16 protein-coding genes are annotated in these 19,916 nt (G+C 47.5%); 10 read left to right on the forward strand and 6 right to left on the reverse strand.

Translation table 11 applies throughout. The features are described from left to right. The first annotated feature begins 325 nt into the window (after positions 1 to 325). The 4 genes from tsaB to rimM are packed head-to-tail and all read left to right on the forward strand — an operon-like array spanning position 326 to position 3,496. On the forward strand, positions 326 to 1,030 hold the full coding sequence (gene tsaB, locus BLU99_RS04195; RefSeq protein ID WP_091899951.1) for a tRNA (adenosine(37)-N6)-threonylcarbamoyltransferase complex dimerization subunit type 1 TsaB: 705 nt from the start codon (positions 326 to 328) through the stop codon (positions 1,028 to 1,030). A 43-nt stretch (positions 1,031 to 1,073) separates the two neighbouring features. Beyond that, positions 1,074 to 1,670 (forward strand): DUF4290 domain-containing protein, encoded by a 597-nt coding sequence (locus BLU99_RS04200; protein ID WP_091899952.1) that lies wholly within the window; start codon positions 1,074 to 1,076, stop codon positions 1,668 to 1,670. A gap of 9 nt (positions 1,671 to 1,679) precedes the next feature. Further along, the gene (gene murA / locus BLU99_RS04205) at positions 1,680 to 2,984 is read left to right on the forward strand and encodes a UDP-N-acetylglucosamine 1-carboxyvinyltransferase (protein WP_091899953.1); all 1,305 of its coding nucleotides are present in this window, start codon (positions 1,680 to 1,682) and stop codon (positions 2,982 to 2,984) included. A 2-nt stretch (positions 2,985 to 2,986) separates the two neighbouring features. Beyond that, the gene (gene rimM / locus BLU99_RS04210; RefSeq protein WP_091899954.1) at positions 2,987 to 3,496 is read left to right on the forward strand and encodes a ribosome maturation factor RimM; all 510 of its coding nucleotides are present in this window, start codon (positions 2,987 to 2,989) and stop codon (positions 3,494 to 3,496) included. Between the two features lie 89 nt (positions 3,497 to 3,585). Here rimM and BLU99_RS04215 read toward each other — a convergent pair whose 3' ends face one another. Further along, positions 3,586 to 6,135, reverse strand: coding sequence for a C10 family peptidase (locus tag BLU99_RS04215; protein ID WP_176771040.1), 2,550 nt, complete (start codon positions 6,133 to 6,135; stop codon positions 3,586 to 3,588). Positions 6,136 to 6,337: 202 nt separating this feature from the next. On the opposite strand from BLU99_RS04215, the gene BLU99_RS04220 reads away from it, so the two are divergent. From BLU99_RS04220 to BLU99_RS04230, 3 genes are read left to right on the forward strand one after another with little or no spacing between them, the layout of a single operon-like run. Further along, positions 6,338 to 7,501, forward strand: coding sequence for a 1-deoxy-D-xylulose-5-phosphate reductoisomerase (locus BLU99_RS04220; RefSeq protein ID WP_091899956.1), 1,164 nt, complete (start codon positions 6,338 to 6,340; stop codon positions 7,499 to 7,501). A gap of 37 nt (positions 7,502 to 7,538) precedes the next feature. Next, positions 7,539 to 8,924, forward strand: coding sequence for an RIP metalloprotease RseP (rseP, locus tag BLU99_RS04225; RefSeq protein WP_091899957.1), 1,386 nt, complete (start codon positions 7,539 to 7,541; stop codon positions 8,922 to 8,924). A 17-nt stretch (positions 8,925 to 8,941) separates the two neighbouring features. Further along, positions 8,942 to 9,853: an AEC family transporter gene (locus tag BLU99_RS04230; protein ID WP_091899958.1), complete on the forward strand. Its 912-nt coding sequence runs from the start codon at positions 8,942 to 8,944 to the stop codon at positions 9,851 to 9,853. Here BLU99_RS04230 and BLU99_RS04235 read toward each other — a convergent pair. Further along, the gene (locus tag BLU99_RS04235; RefSeq protein ID WP_091899959.1) at positions 9,850 to 11,319 is read right to left on the reverse strand and encodes a ComEC/Rec2 family competence protein; all 1,470 of its coding nucleotides are present in this window, start codon (positions 11,317 to 11,319) and stop codon (positions 9,850 to 9,852) included. The genes BLU99_RS04230 and BLU99_RS04235 overlap by 4 nt on opposite strands. Positions 11,320 to 11,522: 203 nt before the next feature. On the opposite strand from BLU99_RS04235, the gene BLU99_RS04240 reads away from it, so the two are divergent. Then, entirely contained in the window at positions 11,523 to 12,539 is a 1,017-nt protein-coding gene (locus tag BLU99_RS04240) for a TerC family protein (protein WP_091899960.1), read from the forward strand. Beyond that, positions 12,536 to 13,600, forward strand: a complete 1,065-nt coding sequence (locus BLU99_RS04245; RefSeq protein ID WP_091899961.1) for a M20 family metallo-hydrolase — start codon at positions 12,536 to 12,538, stop codon at positions 13,598 to 13,600. Before BLU99_RS04240 ends, BLU99_RS04245 begins: the two co-directional genes overlap by 4 nt. A 7-nt stretch (positions 13,601 to 13,607) precedes the next feature. On the opposite strand, the gene BLU99_RS04250 is transcribed toward BLU99_RS04245, so the two are convergent. The 4 genes from BLU99_RS04250 to dut are packed head-to-tail and all read right to left on the reverse strand — an operon-like array spanning position 13,608 to position 18,334. Next, positions 13,608 to 15,236: a peptidoglycan DD-metalloendopeptidase family protein gene (locus BLU99_RS04250; RefSeq protein ID WP_091899962.1), complete on the reverse strand. Its 1,629-nt coding sequence runs from the start codon at positions 15,234 to 15,236 to the stop codon at positions 13,608 to 13,610. Between the two features lie 16 nt (positions 15,237 to 15,252). After that, a complete protein-coding gene (locus BLU99_RS04255) occupies positions 15,253 to 16,116 on the reverse strand; it encodes a lipoprotein insertase outer membrane protein LolB1 (protein ID WP_091899963.1) in 864 nt (287 codons plus the stop codon). Beyond that, positions 16,113 to 17,867, reverse strand: coding sequence for a tetratricopeptide repeat protein (locus BLU99_RS04260; protein ID WP_255397443.1), 1,755 nt, complete (start codon positions 17,865 to 17,867; stop codon positions 16,113 to 16,115). Before BLU99_RS04260 ends, BLU99_RS04255 begins: the two co-directional genes overlap by 4 nt. 29 nt (positions 17,868 to 17,896) lie before the next feature. Then, entirely contained in the window at positions 17,897 to 18,334 is a 438-nt protein-coding gene (dut, locus tag BLU99_RS04265) for a dUTP diphosphatase (RefSeq protein WP_091899965.1), read from the reverse strand. Positions 18,335 to 18,568: 234 nt separating this feature from the next. Between dut and dgt the strand changes: the two genes are divergently transcribed. After that, complete coding sequence (gene dgt / locus BLU99_RS04270; protein WP_091900381.1) at positions 18,569 to 19,906, forward strand: dGTP triphosphohydrolase; 1,338 nt, start codon at positions 18,569 to 18,571, stop codon at positions 19,904 to 19,906. Positions 19,907 to 19,916 lie beyond the last annotated feature (10 nt).

A 19,916-nucleotide genomic window follows, 5' to 3' on the forward strand; every position in this document is an offset into this window, starting at 1 on the left:
TCCAGGAAAAATTTCATTTTATATGCGAAATTTTTATCCCTCTTGACCAACATCAAGCACAAATGCAAGGCACACCTTATTATATATTATAGAGGGCCGACATGTCGCTTCTATCCGAGGGCACGACTAAGAACAGACAGCCTCTCCCTTTGCCCTCTCCTAACACCGTTAATTTCTGATAATCGCTTGGAATTAACGAAAAAATTGAGTAACTTTGTGATAAAAGTCACGAAGTTGCTGTGTCTTGGGTAAAAAAGAAACAAGTTTCTTTGTTTTGCGCCCAACTTTTCGTAATTTTGCACCTTATTAATAAGAAAGTAATAACATGTCGACAATATTACACATAGAAACAAGTACGAACGCATGTTCTGTGGCGGTGTCGGAAGACACGCAGGTCATTTTCCAACAGGAAGACCACACGGGCCCAAACCATGCAGAGAAATTAGGTACTTTCGTTGACGAGGCACTCTCGTTTACCGACAACCATGCGATTCCATTCGATGCCGTAGCTGTGAGCTGCGGTCCCGGATCCTATACCGGACTACGCATCGGAGTCTCCATGGCCAAGGGTATCTGTTATGCCAGAGACCTGAAACTGATTGCCGTGCCTACGTTGGAATTGTTATGTGTGCCTGTCCTATTAGGTAAGATGAAAGACATGGAGGAGCTCGAAGACGATGCCCTGCTCTGTCCAATGCTTGACGCCCGACGCATGGAAGTGTATGCCGCCATCTATGATCGTGCCCTAAGACCTGTGCGCGAGACCGGAGCCGACATCGTGGATGCAAACACCTATAGAGAGTATCTCGACCAGCATCCTGTCTATTTCTTCGGAAACGGAGCCGGGAAATGTATGGAGACCATCAATCACCCCAACGTCCATTATATCGACGGTGTCGAACCGTTGGCAAAATGGATGCAGCCTCTCGCCGACCGGCGCTGGCTGAATGGCCAGACAGAAGACGTGGCCTACTTTGTGCCCTACTATCTGAAGGATTTCGTGGCCAAAATGCCGAAAAAGTTGATTTAGCCATTGGCAGCCGGTTATTAAATAGAAAAAACGAAAAAGACATATGGACATCAAAGGATTAGATTACAACACCAAGCGCGAGAAACTCGCAATGCCGGAATACGGCAGGGAGATTCAGAAGATGATCGACCATGCCATCAGTCTGCCAGACAAGAAAGACCGGGAGAACTGCGCCAGAGCCATCATCAGAATGATGGAGACCAAAGCACCGCAGCCCAGAGACAATGCCGACTATGAGCAGACACTTTGGGATCATCTGTATCTGATGAGTCGTAAGCAGTTGGATATCGACTGGCCCTTCGACGTATCATCGGCAGAGAAAATCCTCAGCAAGCCCCGTCCGATGGCCCTGCCGAAGGACGGTGTCAGGCTTCGCCACTACGGTCGGCTTGTAGAAGAGCTCTTTGAGAAACTCAAGACCATGCCGAAGGGAGAAGAGCGCGACACACTGACCCGTTATACAGCCAACCAGATGAAACGTGATTTGGCAACATGGGGGCACGGTTCCATGGATGACGAGCGAATAGCCAGCGATCTGGCGCATTTCACCGACGGCATCATCCAACTCGACCTCAACTCCTTCAAATTCGAGAAGGTCTCTGCTGCGGACGATAACAAAAGAAACAAGAAAAAAAGATAACGACAGCCTATGGCATCATTCACTATTGAGGGCGGGCATCTTCTGAGCGGAACCATCAAGCCGCAGGGAGCCAAGAACGAGGCATTACAGGTCATCTGTGCTTCGCTGTTGACAGATGAGAAGGTGGTGATTCGCAATATCCCAGACATCCGCGATGTCAACAACCTCATCCAACTTCTCCGCGACATTGGTGTGAAGGTCAACAGACTGTCGCACAGCGATTATGCCTTTCAGGCCGACGAACTGAACCTCGACTATCTGGAGAGCGACGCGTTTGTCAAGAGTTGCGCGGAACTGCGTGGCAGTGTCCTGATGATTGGTCCGCTGCTGGCCAGAATGGGCAAAGCTATCATCACACAGCCCGGCGGAGACAAGATCGGACGCAGAAGACTAGACACCCATTTCCTAGGTTTCAAGAAACTCGGTGCGAAGTTTAAGCATATCGAAGGACGCAGCGTCTATGAGATTGAGGCCCAGAAGTTGAAGGGCACTTTCATGCTACTTGACGAGGCCTCCGTCACGGGAACAGCTAACATCATTATGGCAGCTGTCTTTGCCAAAGGTACCACAACCATCTATAATGCGGCTTGTGAACCATACATACAACAGCTCTGTCATCTGCTCAACCAGATGGGAGCCAAGATCAGCGGTATCGCATCGAACCTGCTGACGATCGTCGGTGTTGACCGTCTGCACGGTGCCGATCATAAGATTCTACCTGACATGATTGAGGTGGGGTCGTTTATCGGTATGGCAGCCGTATGCGGCGATGGCATCCGCATTCAGGATGTTTCCGTGAAAGACCTCGGTATCATCCCCGATGCTTTCCGTCGTCTCGGCGTGAAGATCAAGGTGGATGGTGATGATTTAGTTATCCCTCGTCAGAAGCACTACGAGATACCTTCGTTTATCGACGGCACCATCATGACACTCGCCGATGCGCCCTGGCCAGGACTAACCCCCGACCTGCTTAGTGTTCTGATCGTTGTAGCTACTCAGGCACGCGGAAGCGTACTCTTCCATCAGAAGATGTTCGAGAGTCGACTGTTCTTTGTCGACAAACTGATTGACATGGGCGCACAAATCATCCTCTGCGATCCCCACAGAGCCGTTGTCGTCGGTCACGATCGGAAGATCACCCTCCGCGGCGGTCGCATGTCAAGTCCAGACATCCGTGCAGGCATCGCCCTACTGATTGCCGCCATGAGTGCCAACGGCACCAGTCGTATTGAGAACATCGAGCAGATCGACCGCGGCTACGAGAATATCGAAGCCCGTCTGAATGCACTTGGAGCGAGAATCAGGAGGAACTAACAGTGATCAAAAAAGAAGAAGTATACAAGATCGGTAAGCTCGGTAAAGGCCACGGTGTGAGAGGGGAGATTTCTTTTCTCTTTGATGATGATGTGTTTGACCGGACCGATGCCGACTACTTGATCCTTGACCTAGACGGAATCTTAGTGCCCTTCTTCATTGAGGAGTATCGTTTCAAGACTGACAGCAACGCCTTGATGAAGTTTGAGGGCATCGACACACTTGAGCGTGCAAAAGAACTGACGGGCTGCGATGTCTACTTCCCCCGTGAGCTCGCCGACAGCGATGACGAGAACATTTCATGGGCGGCCATCGTAAGCTATGATATCATCGATGCAGACAGCAACTGCAACATCGGACGTATTGCCTCTGTTGACGATTCTACCATTAACATCCTCTTCTGCCTTGAGAACGGTCGACTCATTCCCGCTTCCGAAGATATCATCACGGCTATCGATCAACAGAACCGCACTATCACCATGCGCATTCCCAAAGGTCTGCTCGACCTTTGAGTTGGTTCTATTTAAGTAATGAATAGATTTGTTGACAAGCAAGTCCCTTGCTGATTCCATCAAGGGACTTGCTGCCTTTCCATCATGACTTAGCGGACCGTTATCTTTTGACCCTTGTGGATATACAGTCCCTTCTTCGTAGGCTGAGTGACACGACGACCATCGAGGGTGTACCAGGCATCGTCGGTATTATCTGTCTGACTGGTGCTGACGCTTAGGATGGCCGACTTGCCACCGTCCTCAACAATCTTTCCGAACTGTTTCCATCCATCGGCAGCTTCATAGAGCGCCTTGGTACCTTCTGGCACATGAAGCGTAGCATTCCTTACATCAACAAAATCATCAAATAAGTTCCGTACTACGAGCGGTGTCGGCCAGGAGACACGACAGTGACTTAGATCAAAAAAGACATTTGTATCCTCCATCTTTGTTACCGTAGAGGGGATGGTGATATCGGGCACAGTAACCCACATCCTTCCCAGGCTTTCCAGTCCTTCCGGCAATACCAGTGGCGAACGAAGAGTAAGGGCATACAGTCCATGATGTTCTATCGTCTTCAGGTGTGATCCAGCCTCAAACTCCAGACTACCCACATTTTCATCGAGGGCATCTTCTTCTATCGTTTCCACACTGGCCGCAACAACAATCTTATCTACATCTTTATTATCATAGAGGAAATCACTGCCAACACTCTTCACATGGAGCGTTTTACTACCCATAGTAAGCGTATTTTTGAGGACAGCTTCCTTTACACCTTTCTTAACTCTGATGGCACGGGCAATGCCCTTTGTACCATTAACCTGATAGAGGACCCCGTCAACTTCGACAGCGTCAAGAAAAATGGATGCCACGAAACTATCATCGTCATCCGGCTCCAAGATGAATCCGAAATCCTTCCAGACGTCAGCCTGTGCATAGGCATCCTTAGAGCCTGCTGGTACATAGAGCACCGTGGCTGATATACCATAGATACCCCAGGAACCATTAAAACTGGAATAGTCAGCATCGTCGATATTCTTGCGGAAGATATCAGGAACCGTCTGCGGCGTAGTGCTGTTGACACGGACGCTGACGAGGTTTTCTGTGCAGAAACAACTCTCTCCCCAAGAAGTAACCGTCGTAGGAATCGTGATACAATTGATCTTTGAGTTGGCAAAAGCCGTAGCCCCTATCGTCCGCAGGCCCTCAGGCAGCACAACGTTTTTAAAAGATGCTGCGTAAAAACCAAACTTCTCAATCTTATCCAGCTGTGAACCTTCGGCAAAGGTCACATCTCCGACAGAGGCTTGGTCGAAGGCAGCCCATCCAATGTAGGTAACGTTCTTTCCAATAGTGACATTACCCAGATGCTTACATTCACGGAAGGCATTCTCGCCGATGGCGGTGACGTTATAGTTCTTACCGTCAAAGGTAATACTCTCCGGTATCACGATATCACCGAAATAGCTAGCGTACTTATCGTTACGATAGGTAAAGGTAGCTGTACCTGCAGCCTGATCCAGTTCGTAGCAGAGGCCATCGAGCTCAACGGCGCCGTCTCTCACGGGATCATTCATCGAGGCATTGGCAAAGGTCTTCACACCATCCTTCACTGTCAGTGCCACCTCATGCTGACAGAGAGCACGGAAGTAGGCCTTCTGCCACTGGACATTCTTCTCCTTGCCATGTCCCACAGGATAAAGAATATAACTACCATCAGGCAGGTCTTCGTTCAGCTCCCAGACAAGTTCCACGTCATTTGGATCACCGGGTTCCTTGTCGTAGTGATAGAAATACTGTACCTCATGTGTTTCCGTATTCTCTACTGCCAAAGCAATCTGAGGCACCACATCGTGACTGAAGTAACAATCAAACTTATAGTTGCCGGAGAGCGTGTTGCCGCCCACCCATTTAAAATCCTTATTGGAACAGAAAGCGAATCCTGGGTCACCACCTTCGTCCTTCTTAATATTGAAGACAATGCTCATGCTGAGGGGGAAGAGGCAATTCTCCAGAGTACTCCAGCCATCAGATTTACCGCTCCAGCCATAGTTAAAGTGAAACTCTCCTTTGTCATTATAGCCATCGCAAATGAAAGAATGACCTGCAGAGCCGTTACTACCATCCACAATAACAGGGCGTGCCGCATCCAACTCTGTGCGGAGAATCGTTTTGATATCCTCTATCGTGCAATAGCCACCATCAAGATGCGTCATCCCATAATCGAAACCCAACAGACTAGCGAGATAACCGTAACTAGGACTTGCCGACACATCCACATCCAATACCGCACCGGTAAAAGCCACATCACGCATCAGTAAGGCCACAGCTTTCTTCGCCTCCTCGCTACTGTTGGCGTCGTACTTCAGCAACATCTTATCATAGTCGTAGTTGTCTTGTGTCAGATCGACATAAACAAAATCTTCGCCAGAAATGTGATAGTAGCCTTGCCCCATTCCATGTTCCGGCCAGCGGTGATAATAGCAAAGCTGTGCCTCCGCCGTCGCACCGCAACTGGTGAGACAATGCACCCCGTCTTTCTCAGGGATCATCAAGTTATAAGGACTGCCCTGATCCCACTGTGTTTGAATCAGCGGGCCAACGGTCTGTGCATGAAGCGACAGATTACTCAGTACACACATCACAGTTACGAGAAGCATCTTCGCTTCCCGATTTAAATAAGATTTAATAGTCTGTTTCATTCTAATATTTTATCATTTTGTTTTTGCGTTGAATCTCAAAAGGAACATAAATGGTGTGTAAAGGTACGAATAAATAAGCAGAGGACCAAAGAAAACGCCTTTTTTTGATGGAATTGATATTTATTTTGTACCTTTGCAGTCAAATAATAAAACAGAAACAATGAAAAATAAGAGACAGATAGCTATACTAGGCTCCACTGGATCAATCGGAACACAAGCTCTTGAAGTGATTGAGGAGCACAGTGACCTGTATGAGGTGTATTGTCTGACTGCCAACAACAAAGTTGACTTGCTTGCCAAGCAGGCCCATCAATTCAAGCCTGCAGCCGTTGTCATCGCTAACGAGGCCCGTTACGATGAACTGAAGTCGCTGATGAGCGATCTACCCGACGTGAAGGTCTATGCTGGAGCGCGAGCCCTTGACGAGATCGTAGAAGCAGAGCCTATCAACATGGTTCTGACAGCGATGGTAGGATTTGCCGGACTTTCGCCCACCATCCATGCCATTAAGGCAGGAAAGGCTATCGCCCTAGCCAACAAAGAGACGCTTGTCGTGGCCGGTGAGTTGATTCTCGCCCTCGCCCAACAATATCATACTCCCATTCTACCTGTTGACAGCGAGCACTCTGCTATTTTCCAGTGTCTCGTTGGTGAGGACCATAATCCGATAGAAAAGATCCTGCTGACAGCCAGTGGTGGTCCGTTCCGTCTGAAGACGATGAAGGAGATTGCTCACGTGACAAAGGCAGATGCTCTGCGCCATCCGACTTGGGATATGGGAGCAAAGATCACTATCGACTCTGCCTCAATGATGAACAAGGGCTTTGAGGTAATTGAAGCCAAGTGGCTTTTCGGTGTCGATGCCAAGCAGATCCAAGTGCTCGTCCACCCCCAGAGCATCGTCCACAGCGCCGTCCAGTTCCAGGATGGCAGCGTGAAGGCCCAGCTCGGTGTACCCGACATGCGACTGCCAATCCAGTATGCCCTTTCATTCCCACGCAGGCTACCGCTGAGCGGTGACAAACTCGATCTCTTCGCAGCACAGGACCTGGAGTTCTTTGAGCCTGACCTAAAGAAATTCCGTTGTCTGGCTCTGGCTTTCGAGGCCATTGACAAGGGTGGAAACATGCCATGTATCGTCAATGCAGCCAATGAGATCGTGAACCGTGGTTTCCTCGAAGACAAGTGCAGTTTCCTGCAGATGGGTGACATTATTGCAGAAACGATGACACGTGCCACATTCGACAAGATGCCGACTTATGAGACATATATCGCGACCGACGCTGAGGCGCGCCGCATCGCCACAGAACTAATGAACAAATAACCACTTTTTCAGTAAACAGCAAACCATAAACAACAATATGGATATCTTTTTAATCAGATTATTACAATTCATGCTGGCCATCGGCCTGCTGGTACTGCTCCATGAGGGCGGTCATTTCTTCTTCGCCAAGCTTTTCGGTGTCCGCGTAGATAAATTCTATCTTTTCTTCGACCCGAGTATCTGGAAATGGGATGGCAGTCTTTTTAAGTGGAAGCCCAAGAACAGTGACACACAATATGGTATGGGTTGGCTACCCCTCGGCGGCTATTGCAAGATTGCCGGCATGATTGACGAGAGTTTTGATACTGAGCAGATGAAACAACCTGAACAGCCGTGGGAGTTCCGTTCCAAACCGGCCTGGCAGCGCCTGCTGATCATGATTGGCGGTGTACTTGTAAACTTCCTTCTCGCTCTGTTCATCTATTCCATGATTCTTTTCCACTGGGGCGACACCTACATCCCCGTGAAAGATATGACACTGGGTATGAAGTTCAACACCGAGGCCAAGGCTCTCGGCTTCCAAGATGGTGATATCCTCGTAGGCACTGACAAAGGTGCATTCAAGGATTTCTCCGCCGATCTCTACCGTGACCTATCTGAGGCCCACCGTGTAGACATCATCCGCGATGGCAAAGCGATGAGTCTTACACTTCCTGGCGACCTGAATCTCCTCGATATGCTGAAGACAGAGCCTCGCTTCGTCACTCCTATCACGCCCGCAGAAATCGACAGCGTGATAACTGACACACCAGCCTCAGAGATTGGCCTGCGCAAAGGCGACAAGATCCTCGCCATTAATGGTAAGGCCGTCGACAGCTATAATGAATTCACCGATCAAATTGGTGTACTCCAGGATATGCTGACGACAGCAAAGACCACCGCAGATAGTTTGAAGATACGCACGGTAACGCTCGTCGTCGACAAAGGAGAGCGCACTGATACGCTATGTACCACCCTTACCTCCGACCTGAAGGTTGGGTTCTTCGTAAAGAGTCTGGCCGGTCTCTACGAGCCCTTTACCCGTGAATACGGTTTCCTTGAAAGTTTCCCTGCCGGTATCAAATATGGCTGGAATGTACTTGCTGGTTATGTGGGTGACATGAAGTACGTATTTACTGCCGACGGTGCGAAATCACTTGGCGGCTTCGGAGCCATCGGCTCTCTCTTCCCACCAGTATGGGATTGGTATTTGTTCTGGAAGATGACGGCTTTTCTCTCAATTATCCTCGCTTTCATGAATATCCTACCGATTCCTGCGCTTGATGGTGGCCACGTACTTTTCCTTATCTATGAAATGATTACACGTCGTAAGCCGTCGGAAAACTTCATGATTCGCGCCGAATATGTTGGTTTCGGCATCTTGATACTTTTGATGGTCGTGGCGAACCTCAACGATATCCTTCGTTGGCTGGGGTATATGTAGTTGAGAAATAAAAGTTAATGGCTGATGTGATGATGACACTGTTTGCCATTGTTATCGTAGGATACGTGGCAGGCAAGTTGGGTTATCTGGGAGGTGATTTCGATAGACAGTTGTCAAGACTGGTGATTAACCTTACCTGTCCGGCACTTATTCTCTCGTCGGCCATGACGGGAGAGTTGCCTGACAGAAACTATATCCTGCCACTACTGTTGATCAGCGCAATCACCTATATCGTATTGACAGGTGTAGCCTTTCTCCTGCCACGCATTCTGACCAACAAGAGAGAAGACGAGGGAGCAATCGGCTTTGCCCTGATGTTCGGGAACGTTGGATTTATGGGCTATCCCGTAGTAGCATCACTCTTCGGGCACGAAGCAGTGTTCTATGCAGCCGTCCTAAACGTAGTAAACACCTTTGCCGTCTTTACCGTTGGCACCATACTCATCACAGGTAAGAATGCCGTCGAAGGACCACGTTTTCAGAAGAAGGTTCTCTACTCCACTCCGATGATAGCAGCTTACCTGACGATGGCGATTGTTGCTCTGGAAATCGATTATATTCCCCCCGCAGTCAGTCAACCACTGACCATGCTCGGAAATATCACCGTACCGGCCGCCCTACTCATTATCGGATCTTCGATGTCGAACCTTTCGTTCCGTACGATGCTCGGCAACCACACAGTCTATGCTACAACACTGTTCCGCCTGGCTATTCTCCCGATAGGTATTTACTATCTGTGCACATTACTGGGTTTTTCTACGTTCGTCGTAAACATCAATACGGTAGTCATCGCTATGCCCGTAGCCACCTACGGTACGATTCTATGTTTGAAGTACGGTCGTGACACAACGACGATTACCGAGGTAACTTTCATCACCACCTTACTCTCTATGCTGACAATTCCAGCCTTGGCAACGCTTCTTTTCTAAGAGCGATTGCATAGTCTGACGATCAGCAGATAGAGAGATGCCACAATCACATAGACCATCATCACCTGCAAAAGCGTTGGGTGAAGAGGACCCATGCTGGACCCAGGAACGGAGGCAATATATCGTAATACACTATGCAATATGCCGACCACATATAATAATATGTACGTGAAGGAAGGAACCAATAGTACAATAAGCGACAGATAAAGGATAAGCGTGGCTGCAGGTACGACGATAAAGTTTGTTGGTAGGAAGAATGTTGAGAAGTGACCGAAATAATAGGCGATGAGCGGTGCTACCCCAATCTGCGCGGCACAGGAGACAGACACCAGAGCCCATACCCATTTGGCTAAACGATGCGATTGCAGATATTCCCAAGAAAAGACCTCATCGAACAAGGGTAACCAAAGCAGGATAGCAAATACCGCCATGAACGACAATTGGAAACCAACGTCATAGAGCGACAAAGGATTCGCCATCAGCATCACAATGGCCGTAAAAGCCAGTGTATTAACCGACAACTTATCCCGGTGGCCTAACGACAACAACGCATAGAGACTCAACATCACAGCAGAACGTATAAGACTTCCCGACATACCTGTCAGAAAAACAAAAGCCCAAATGCTCAAGACTATCAGAAACTGCGATACAGTATGCCAACGTCGTCGTACTACCAACAACGACAGCAGGGTATAGATGATGCCAAGATGCAAACCACTCAAGGCCAGCACATGTGACGCTCCTGTCACGGAATAGAGATTCTTCACCTCGTTCGTTAATGACGACTTATCACCTAGTACCATGGCCGACACTACAGCATAGTGCTCATCAGTCAATCCCTGCGTCGCCAGATGCTGTAAAATACGACTACGTGATTTCAAGAACCCGAGTTGTGTTCGTTGCAGATACGAAAGATCCCTTAACGACACTTTTACTTTCCGCCAGTTCCAACTGGCAACGAACGTTGTGCCCACAAAGCCACGTTCTTCGAGGTAATGCCGATAGTTGAACCGTCCAATACGCCAATCACCAACACGTCTGATCCGTGACTGAATCCATAGACCGTCGCCGATATGCAACGATCGACTTCGCTTATCCTTATAAAGATAGCACTTGATTTTCCAACCATCTCGCACCAACATCACGTCAACAGCAGTGGTCTTCGGCTTTTCCATCGGCTCACTGAGCACCACCGCCTCATACTGCACCTGTCCGTCGGGCCATCTCACCTCGAGTGAGGCACGCTGCCGTTGCAGTAGCAACCATCCAAGAAGAACAAAACAGGCAGCGATTACCAGTGATTGCAAAGTAGCATATCGCCATAGCAACAAGGCAAGGACTACCATACCTACAAAGCAGAATGGAAGTACAGTCAACAACGGCACATGATGACCTAGCACAATTCCGACCATCAGACAAATAGCCAGGCGCAATAACGGACACGCTTTCAGAGGGTTGTTCTTCATAATGATTCAGATCTCGGTTTGCAAAGATACGGAAAGTCGAACGTAAAACAAAATATTCTCACACATTATTTGCTATTCCCCTCATTTTTCCGTAACTTTGCGATAGAAATCGCGAGGATACCTACACTCAGCAAAAAAAATAAGTGAACTTATTTTGTCCTGCTCACGTTTTTCCGTATCTTTGCCAGTAGAATGTAAATCAAATGGAAACAATAAATATGCCCCTATGGGCGTGGATTCTATTCTATGTTCTGGTGTTGATTATGCTATTGGCCGACTTGAAGATGTTCGCCAAGAAAGGACAGCATGAAGTCAGTATCTCCGAAGCATTAAAAATGACCGCTGTGTGGATTGGTGTGTCACTCATCTTCTGTGCAGGTATCTATATATTCTACCCCATTGATCCACATGAGAAAGCAATGGAGTTCCTTGCTGGTTATTTGATTGAGAAATCATTATCGATGGATAACCTCTTTGTTTTCCTAATGCTATTCTCTTTCTTCGGCATCAAACGAAAATATCAGCACGAAGTACTTTTCTGGGGAATATTCGGCGCCCTTATCCTACGAAGCATCTTCATCTTCGCGGGTACTGCGATGATTAGTCGTTTTGAGTGGATCCTCGGGCTCTTTGGAATCTTCCTAATATACACAGGCGTTAAGATGTTTAGTCATGAAGAAGATGAGCATGTAGACCCCTCGAAGAACATTTTTGTAAAAGTATTCAAGAATTTCTTCCCTGTGACCGACCAAATGCATGAAGATCATTTCTTCGTGACAGAAAGTGGCCGGCGGCTAGCCACTCCACTTTTCATCGCTCTCATTGTGATTGAGACGACTGACGTGGCCTTCGCCGTCGACTCTATCCCTGCAGTTTTCTCTGTGAGCCGAGATCCATTTATCGTACTCACATCGAATATCTTCGCCATTCTTGGACTCCGGGCTCTTTACTTTGCACTTGCGGCCATCGCGAGATATTTCACATACCTAAAATATGGTCTAGGCATCATACTCAGTTTTGTAGGTATCAAAATGCTACTGGCGATGGACGAATACATGAACGCATTCGGACAGCTTATCGGCATCAATCTAAGCATGCCGCATATAGAGGTGTCTACACCACTCTCGCTTGCCATCATCTTCGGCGTACTGGTTCTTTCCATGCTCCTATCGGTGATTGTGTCAAGAAGTAATAACAGAAATAATGACTTACCGACATGATAATCAAAGATTATACCAACGACGCAGTAGAATTGTTAAAAGAGCTCATTGCCATCCCCTCTATAAGCAGAGAGGAGACTAAGGCTGCTAATAAACTGTCAGAGTATCTGGAAAGGTGGGGATTGCCATACGGGCGGGAAGAGAATAATCTATGGGTGGGTTGCCCAGACTGGGATGAGAACCGTAAGACAATCATGTTAAACGCTCATATCGACACTGTGAGACCCGTCACATCGTGGACGCGTGATCCTTTTACGCCAACACAGGAAGCTGACGTCCTCTATGGCCTCGGCTCAAACGACTGTGGCGGAGGCCTTGTCGCCCTACTACAGGTCTATCGCATCATGTTGAACCGTCCGAGGAGCTACAACCTGCTGTGGGTTGCTTCAGCAGAAGAAGAGGTGTCGGGACAAAACGGCTTCAGTCGGGTACTTCCTCTTTTGCCTGAAATTGATGTGGCCATCGTCGGTGAGCCCACAGGCATGCAACCTGCCATAGCCGAAAAAGGCCTAATGGTCATAGACGGTTATGCTCATGGTATATCAGGACATGCTGCCAGAAACGAAGGAATAAATGCCATCTATGAGGCACTTGACGACCTATTATGGTTACGTGACTATCGCTTCCGCAAGAACAGCCCACTGCTGGGAGAGACTAAGATGACTGTAACAGTCATCGAAGGAGGTACACAGCATAATGTCGTACCAGACACTCTCCATTTTGTCATAGATGTTCGTCCCAATGAATACTACCAGAACGAGTATCTGTTTGAGTTCCTCCGTAACAAGATGAAGAAATGCGAACTGAAGGCCCGCTCTTTCCGTCTTCACTCATCAAGCATCTCTGCCGATCACCCATTAGTCAAGAGATGCATAGACTACGGGATGAAACCTTTCGGATCCCCGACATTGAGTGATCAGGCACTAATGCCTTTCCCTTCGTTTAAGTTAGGCCCTGGCTCATCAAGCCGCTCACACTCTGCCGACGAGTTTATCAAAATCTCCGAGATTGAACAAGCAATAGAGACCTACGTATCTCTTTTGCAGGGGTTGGTATTATAAGCACTTTTTATCTAGCCAGCCAAGACTCGGGATTTAATTTGGCATTTCCCTTACGTAACTGGAACTGCATGAGACCATCTGAGCCTAACCTTCCAATCGTCTGGCGTGTACTGACTTTCTGTCCACGACTGACGCTGACAGATGCCAGATCACAATAGACAGAGAGATAGCTACCATGGCGGATGATAACAACCGTAGTACCTCCATAGCCGAATACTGCACTGACCTCGCCGTCAAAAACGCAGCGTACTGGAGCACCAGGTTGTCCCTTGATGTCAATACCCTTCTTATCAAGTGTCACATGTCCCTTGACATCCGTAACATTATTGGTACCGAAACGATACACGATCTTATAACTGCCAACAACTGGCATTGGAAGACGACCACGATTATTCTCAAAGTTACCACTAAGTCGACGGTCTTCGGTAGAAACAGTATAATCAGGTGTAGTAGATTTCTTGGCTTCCGCCACTTCACGTTCATGAGCTATTTTCTCTGTCGCAGCTTTACGCTCAGCAGCCAAGCGGGCTCTCTCTGCCTCCCGGGCAGCACGTTCAGCGACGGCTTTCTCGGCAGCACTTTTCTGAGCTGCAGCTCGGGCATCAGCCTTAGCCTTTTCCTCATGAGCCTTAGCTTCTGCAACACGACGGGCATTCTCTCTTTCTGCAGCCTCAGCAGCAGCTTTCTTCCGAGCCAATTCTTCTGCTCGTTTTTTTGCGGCCTCCTCTGCAGCCCTGCGTTTTGCCTCTGCTTCAGCACGTGCTTTCGCTCGAGCAATCTCCTCTGCAATCATTCGGTCAATCTGTGCATTCAGCTCCGCATCGCGTTTCTTCTGTTTTCCAAGAATATCTTGAATGGCTTTTTGTTGCTTCTTCAGAGATTGCACAACATTCTGCTGCTCCACCTGTTTATTTTCCAGCGACTTCTTCTCCTGTTCTCCCCGATAAAGCAGATCATTCTTCTGTCGTTTGGCGGAAGTCAACTCATCATAAGTCTCTTGTACCTGCATCTGCATCGATTTCACAGCCTCGCCCTGAGCCTGTTGATATCTAGCATAATCACGGACAAAGCGTAGACGACGATACATCTGGGAGAAACTATTAGCACTGAATACAAACATCATCTGACTCTGGATGTCTCTATTACGATACATATAGTTCAGGGATTTCCTGAAACGTTGCTTCCGATCTTGCAACTCTTTCTCCAGATTCTTCAACTGGATACGGAGCAAATGGATGTTGTCATCAAGTTTGGTGATATCGTGACGGATGGTATCAATCGCCCTACGCTTATCAGCAATCTCATTGTTAATAACGAGCAGTGTTTGCAGACGTTTCTTCACATCCCGTTCATTAGCCTGTAGGCGCCGCTCCTGTTCTTTGATCTGTCGACGAACACGTTCCTGTTCACTTTTCAGTCCTTTGACCGTAACAGGTGTACTTTTCTTCGGCGTTGTGGTCTTTGGGGTTGCAACCTTCTTCGCAGAAGCCGTTTTTTTGACAGACGTCGTTTTCTTGACAGGACGAGACGACTTAGTGGTGGTTGTCCTACGCTGAGCAGACGTTTTCCTTGTCTGCTGTGCCGGAGCAACCGCCACTAAGCTAACCAGAATCCAGAGGACGAACAGTCTCTTCACTCCTATTCTGTCTTATTTAAAGGGCCATAAAACGGCGCAGAATTTCGTCAACGGTAACTTCACGATATTTATTAGAAATCTCCGTACGTGTCTCCCATTCCGTGTCAGACCCAACATAATTCAATGTCATATTCAGTTTCACCTCCTTGTCCGGTGTCGTTAAGACAATTCCTGACTTCTTCGGGAACATCTTCTTATTTACCATTTCGAACTGGTCATAGTCCCAGTTCAGTTGGGTATTGCCGTTGAAACGATCCTTATAGAGGATATTGGCCATTTTAATCAACGCATTCTTCTTACTGGCAAGCCAGCTATAATCCATCTTTCCCTCGGTAAGACTGATAATCATATCATCGCCACTTTCTAAGGTAGAGTAAACTGTCCCACTAGAATTGGCAGAATGTTGCTTCTGAGCACGTCCTTCATTGGGTTTGAAGAGTTCGTTCCAGAAGAGCGCCTGCAGAGTATTGAAGTTTAGGCCACTATTTCGCAGGAAATCCACTGACATATATGGCGTCTTCAAATACTGTTTGTTAATACGGTCCATGATGAGCACATAGTCTTTTGTCAGTTCTATACGTCCAGCTTCAACGAAACCGAACGCCATCAACTGAAGACGGATAACATCATCGCGTTTCATTTTCAGATTACCGGTAAGGGTCAACTTCTGGGGCCCCACCTCGACAGAGAACTTCACTTTCGAAGTAATGAACTTAGTTGTCTGCGCATTGTCCTGCACACTTGAGATAAAGTGTGCGCCCTCGGTTTGCTCTGGAGAGAGTGTAACAGGGCCCTGAACCACTTTCTTGTGAGAACCACAAGAGACAAGCACTAACGGTAAAGCCAAAACGGCCACTCTTACAATACTGGACAGTTTCATTCTTTTAGATATTTTTTGAGTTTTATTTTCCGATTCAACAATGGATCATCCGGCTTCTGCTGTTGAGCATCACGCCAGAGAGAAAGAGCACGGTCCATGTCCTTGTTCTGAGCATAGATATCTCCTGCATGTTCGATGATGACTGCATTGCCAAGCGTATCCTCCATATTTTGTAACGCCTGATCAATATATATTTTTGCCTCCGTATATCGTTCCTGCATAAACAGAATCCACGCATAAGTATCGAGATAGGTCGCATTCTTCGGCTCCGCTTTCACTGTCTTATAGCTCATTTCCTCGGCTTTGTCCAACTGTTCGCCTCGTTCACTCAAATAATAGGCATAGTTGTTTAGACAGCCAAAATTGTCAGCCTTCCACTGTAGACAAGAGTCGTATGCGGCAAACGCCTCTTGAGCCATTCCTTTTTGATGAAGCACATCTCCCATCACGGCATAAAAGTCAGAAACAATCATCGGGTCGCTCTCCTCATTGATGACACCGATACCATTCTGAAAGGCAGACAAAGCACCGTCAAGATTATCCTTTTTATAATAGGCAATCCCTTGGTAATAGTAGAATGCCATCTCATCGGGATTATATTGTCGGGCATCCTGACACAGGGAGATGACGCGATCCATATCCTCTGCATCCCATGCATAACCTACTAACTGTAAACGAGCGGCAGCATTGTCTGGGGTCATCTCCAACACCTTCTCCAAGACAGGACGTATACTATCACGAGGCATCCTTTTCGCATTCATGTAAGATGCATAAAGAACAGCCATATCTGTATCAGAAAGTGGCTGAGCCAACATCATGCGGAAAAGGTTTAGGATATGTGTACTATCACCTCCAGCAGCCTCATTAGCAGAAATCTCCTGTCGCAGCAGGCGAACCTTTTCCTCTGTCGTAGCATTCCTATTCAGTAGTACACGTTTCGTCAGAGAGTCTGCAACCTCTGTATGACCAAGCGCCTGATGATAAGTACGCAATGACAGAAGTACCCTATTATTATCAGGTTCTTGTTTTAGGACACGGTCGTAGATGCCTAACGCCCGTTTCAGTTGCCCATTCATCATCAGCGTCTCTCCATACATCACCATATAATTAAGGTCATTAGGATACTGCTTCGATAGGGCTGCTATCTCAGCTACTGCTGCCTTCTTATTACCCATTCGGGTATATATCTCACTCTTGGCCACCGACAGACGTTCACTTTTCCCGTCTATCTGTTCCATCCGCTCCAATACACGGATAGCCTTTGCATAATCGTTTTCTTGCTGGTACAGTTGGAAGAGCATCTCCAACAATCCCTCTTGGTCCTTATTACGTTCATATAGCCCTTCAATAACTGCGATAGCATTCGCATAGTCTTGTTGACGGATATATGCTTGTGCCAACGTTTCCATATAGGTCTCGTTACCAGGCGACAACTCTGCTGCACGTTTGATGCATGCCATGGCCTTGTCGGCATTCTTCAGGGCATTATAATATTGTGAGATATAGTACCACGCCTCCGCTGCATCTGGCCGGATTTCCAAACAATGACGCAGAAGATCAAACACAGCATCGTTATTTCCTTTCTGCCGCTGAACCATAGCCTCCATAAAGAACTGGTCATAGGACTGCTCCTGGGCAGATATTTTAAGGAGAGAAATGTAAGAAAAAAGCAAAGCCACGCATAGCAACAGCCGAATAGCCCACGGCCTTCCGCAAATCACTATGCCTTTCATCTTACAACGATTACTCATTCTTTCCTTGAGTTTCTCACTCCCTTATTTCATTTCACACCAGTATGACCGTAACCTCCTTCGCCACGCTCAGTTTCATCAAGCACATCAACAGGCATGAAAGAGCCTTGTTCATGACGGGCAATGACCATTTGTGCAATACGTTCTCCATCGTTGACAACAAAATCCTCCTGTGACAGATTGATGAGCAGCACACCTACCTCACCACGATAGTCAGCATCGATAGTACCAGGAGAGTTCAGCACTGTAATACCCTTCTTCAGTGCCAGTCCACTACGTGGTCGGACCTGTGCTTCATACCCCACAGGCAGAGCGATGTGCAGCCCTGTCGGAATCAACTTGCGCTCCATAGGCTTCAACAGCACAGGTTCTTCCAAATTAGCGCGCAAATCCATACCAGCGCTCTGCGTCGTGGCATATTGCGGCAGAGGTTGGTGCCCTTTATTGACAACTTTTATCTCCAGCATTTCGTTAATTTCTTGTTTTATCAATGTGCAAAGTTAATGTTTTTACCGCAGATTACGACGATTACGGTCATTTATTTTTCATTTTTTCGTTAATTTCTGCGAAATAAGCTTTGCCATTTGGTTTTTTGCTTACTTATTCGTACCCTTGAACTGCGTTCGAAAGTACCATCATTCGGAAAACACCAAATAAATTTGGTTTTTCGCTCACTTATTCGTACCTTTGCATTCAATATGATGGACTGGCAACGACTGATTTCAAATAAAAGACTCGGACAAGAACATCGCCACCCCGAGCGCCATGATGACCGGACGGAGTTCAAGCGTGACTACGACCGGCTGATTTTCTCGGCTCCTTTCCGTCGTTTGCAAAACAAAACTCAAGTTTTCCCTCTGCCAGGCAGCATATTCGTGCATAACCGTCTGACCCATTCTTTGGAAGTTGCCAGTGTAGGTATGTCTTTAGGCAATGATGTTGCACTACAACTAACCAAGAGGCATCCGGAACTGAGAGACACGCTCTTTCAGGAAATCGGGCAGATAGTTGCTACGGCCTGTCTGGCGCACGACATGGGGAATCCACCTTTCGGTCATAGCGGCGAAAAAGCAATTCAAGCATTCTTCACAGAGGGCGCTGGCAGTGATCTACAACGTGAGGTCAGTCCAACATTCTGGAACGATGCCATCCACTTCGAAGGAAACGCCAATGCTTTCCGTCTACTCACCCATCAATTCAAGGGTCGACGACCTGGCGGTTTCGTTATGACCTATTCCACCCTTGCCAGTATCGTAAAATACCCGTTTTCATCTTCTGTAGCAGGCAAGAAAGGAAAGTTCGGGTTCTTCGATACAGAGAAAGAGGAATACCGGAAAATTGCAGATGAGCTAGGCATTATCTGCCTATCAGGAATTGGGGCTCCTCTGAGATATGCGCGTCACCCCCTGGTCTACCTTGTAGAAGCAGCCGATGACATCTGCTATGAGATTATGGATATCGAGGATGCCCATAAGTTAAAGATTCTCTCGTTCGATGAGACGATGGACCTTTTACTAGCGTTCTTTGATGAAGACGACCGACAGAAAATCCTTCGGCGTATCGACGATGAGCACGTCACTGATCCCAACGAGAAGGTGGTATACCTGCGTGCCTGTGTTATCGGGAAATTGGAAAACGAATGCGTCAAAGTGTTTGTCGAGCTCGAAGACGAAATTCTTAATGGTACGTTTATAGGCAGTCTTATCGACCATATCGGTTCATTACAAAAAGAAGCTTACAAACGTTGTAGTAAAGTGTCGCTAAAACGAATCTACAAGAGCAAGCCCGTTCTAGATGTCGAACTATCAGGTTATCAGATCATGCAAACATTGATGCAGCAGTTCATAGGTGCAGCCGTCCATCCGGAACGATTCTACTCCCAACACCTTATCAGTCGTGTATCGAACCAATACGACATCGAATCACAGAAACTGGAGACACGTCTGATGGCCGTTATCGATTATATCAGCGGCATGACAGATGTATATGCCCTTGATGTCTACCAGAAAATCAATGGCATCTCCTTGCCAATTGTGTAATTACATCAAA

The sequence above is a fragment of the Prevotella sp. lc2012 genome (genome assembly GCF_900107065.1).
In the GTDB taxonomy this organism is placed as follows: Bacteria; Bacteroidota; Bacteroidia; order Bacteroidales; family Bacteroidaceae; genus Prevotella.

Coding starts and splice junctions, on each gene's coding strand:
- tsaB (WP_091899951.1), top strand. CDS start 326: ATGTCGACAATATTACACATAGAAACAAGTACGAACGCATGTTCTGTG.
- BLU99_RS04200 (WP_091899952.1), top strand. CDS start 1,074: ATGGACATCAAAGGATTAGATTACAACACCAAGCGCGAGAAACTCGCA.
- murA (WP_091899953.1), top strand. CDS start 1,680: ATGGCATCATTCACTATTGAGGGCGGGCATCTTCTGAGCGGAACCATC.
- BLU99_RS04215 (WP_176771040.1), bottom strand. CDS start 6,135: ATGCTTCTCGTAACTGTGATGTGTGTACTGAGTAATCTGTCGCTTCAT.
- BLU99_RS04220 (WP_091899956.1), top strand. CDS start 6,338: ATGAAAAATAAGAGACAGATAGCTATACTAGGCTCCACTGGATCAATC.
- rseP (WP_091899957.1), top strand. CDS start 7,539: ATGGATATCTTTTTAATCAGATTATTACAATTCATGCTGGCCATCGGC.
- BLU99_RS04230 (WP_091899958.1), top strand. CDS start 8,942: ATGGCTGATGTGATGATGACACTGTTTGCCATTGTTATCGTAGGATAC.
- BLU99_RS04235 (WP_091899959.1), bottom strand. CDS start 11,319: ATGAAGAACAACCCTCTGAAAGCGTGTCCGTTATTGCGCCTGGCTATT.
- BLU99_RS04240 (WP_091899960.1), top strand. CDS start 11,523: ATGGAAACAATAAATATGCCCCTATGGGCGTGGATTCTATTCTATGTT.
- BLU99_RS04245 (WP_091899961.1), top strand. CDS start 12,536: ATGATAATCAAAGATTATACCAACGACGCAGTAGAATTGTTAAAAGAG.
- BLU99_RS04255 (WP_091899963.1), bottom strand. CDS start 16,116: ATGAAACTGTCCAGTATTGTAAGAGTGGCCGTTTTGGCTTTACCGTTA.
- BLU99_RS04260 (WP_255397443.1), bottom strand. CDS start 17,867: ATGAGTAATCGTTGTAAGATGAAAGGCATAGTGATTTGCGGAAGGCCG.
- dut (WP_091899965.1), bottom strand. CDS start 18,334: ATGCTGGAGATAAAAGTTGTCAATAAAGGGCACCAACCTCTGCCGCAA.
- dgt (WP_091900381.1), top strand. CDS start 18,569: ATGGACTGGCAACGACTGATTTCAAATAAAAGACTCGGACAAGAACAT.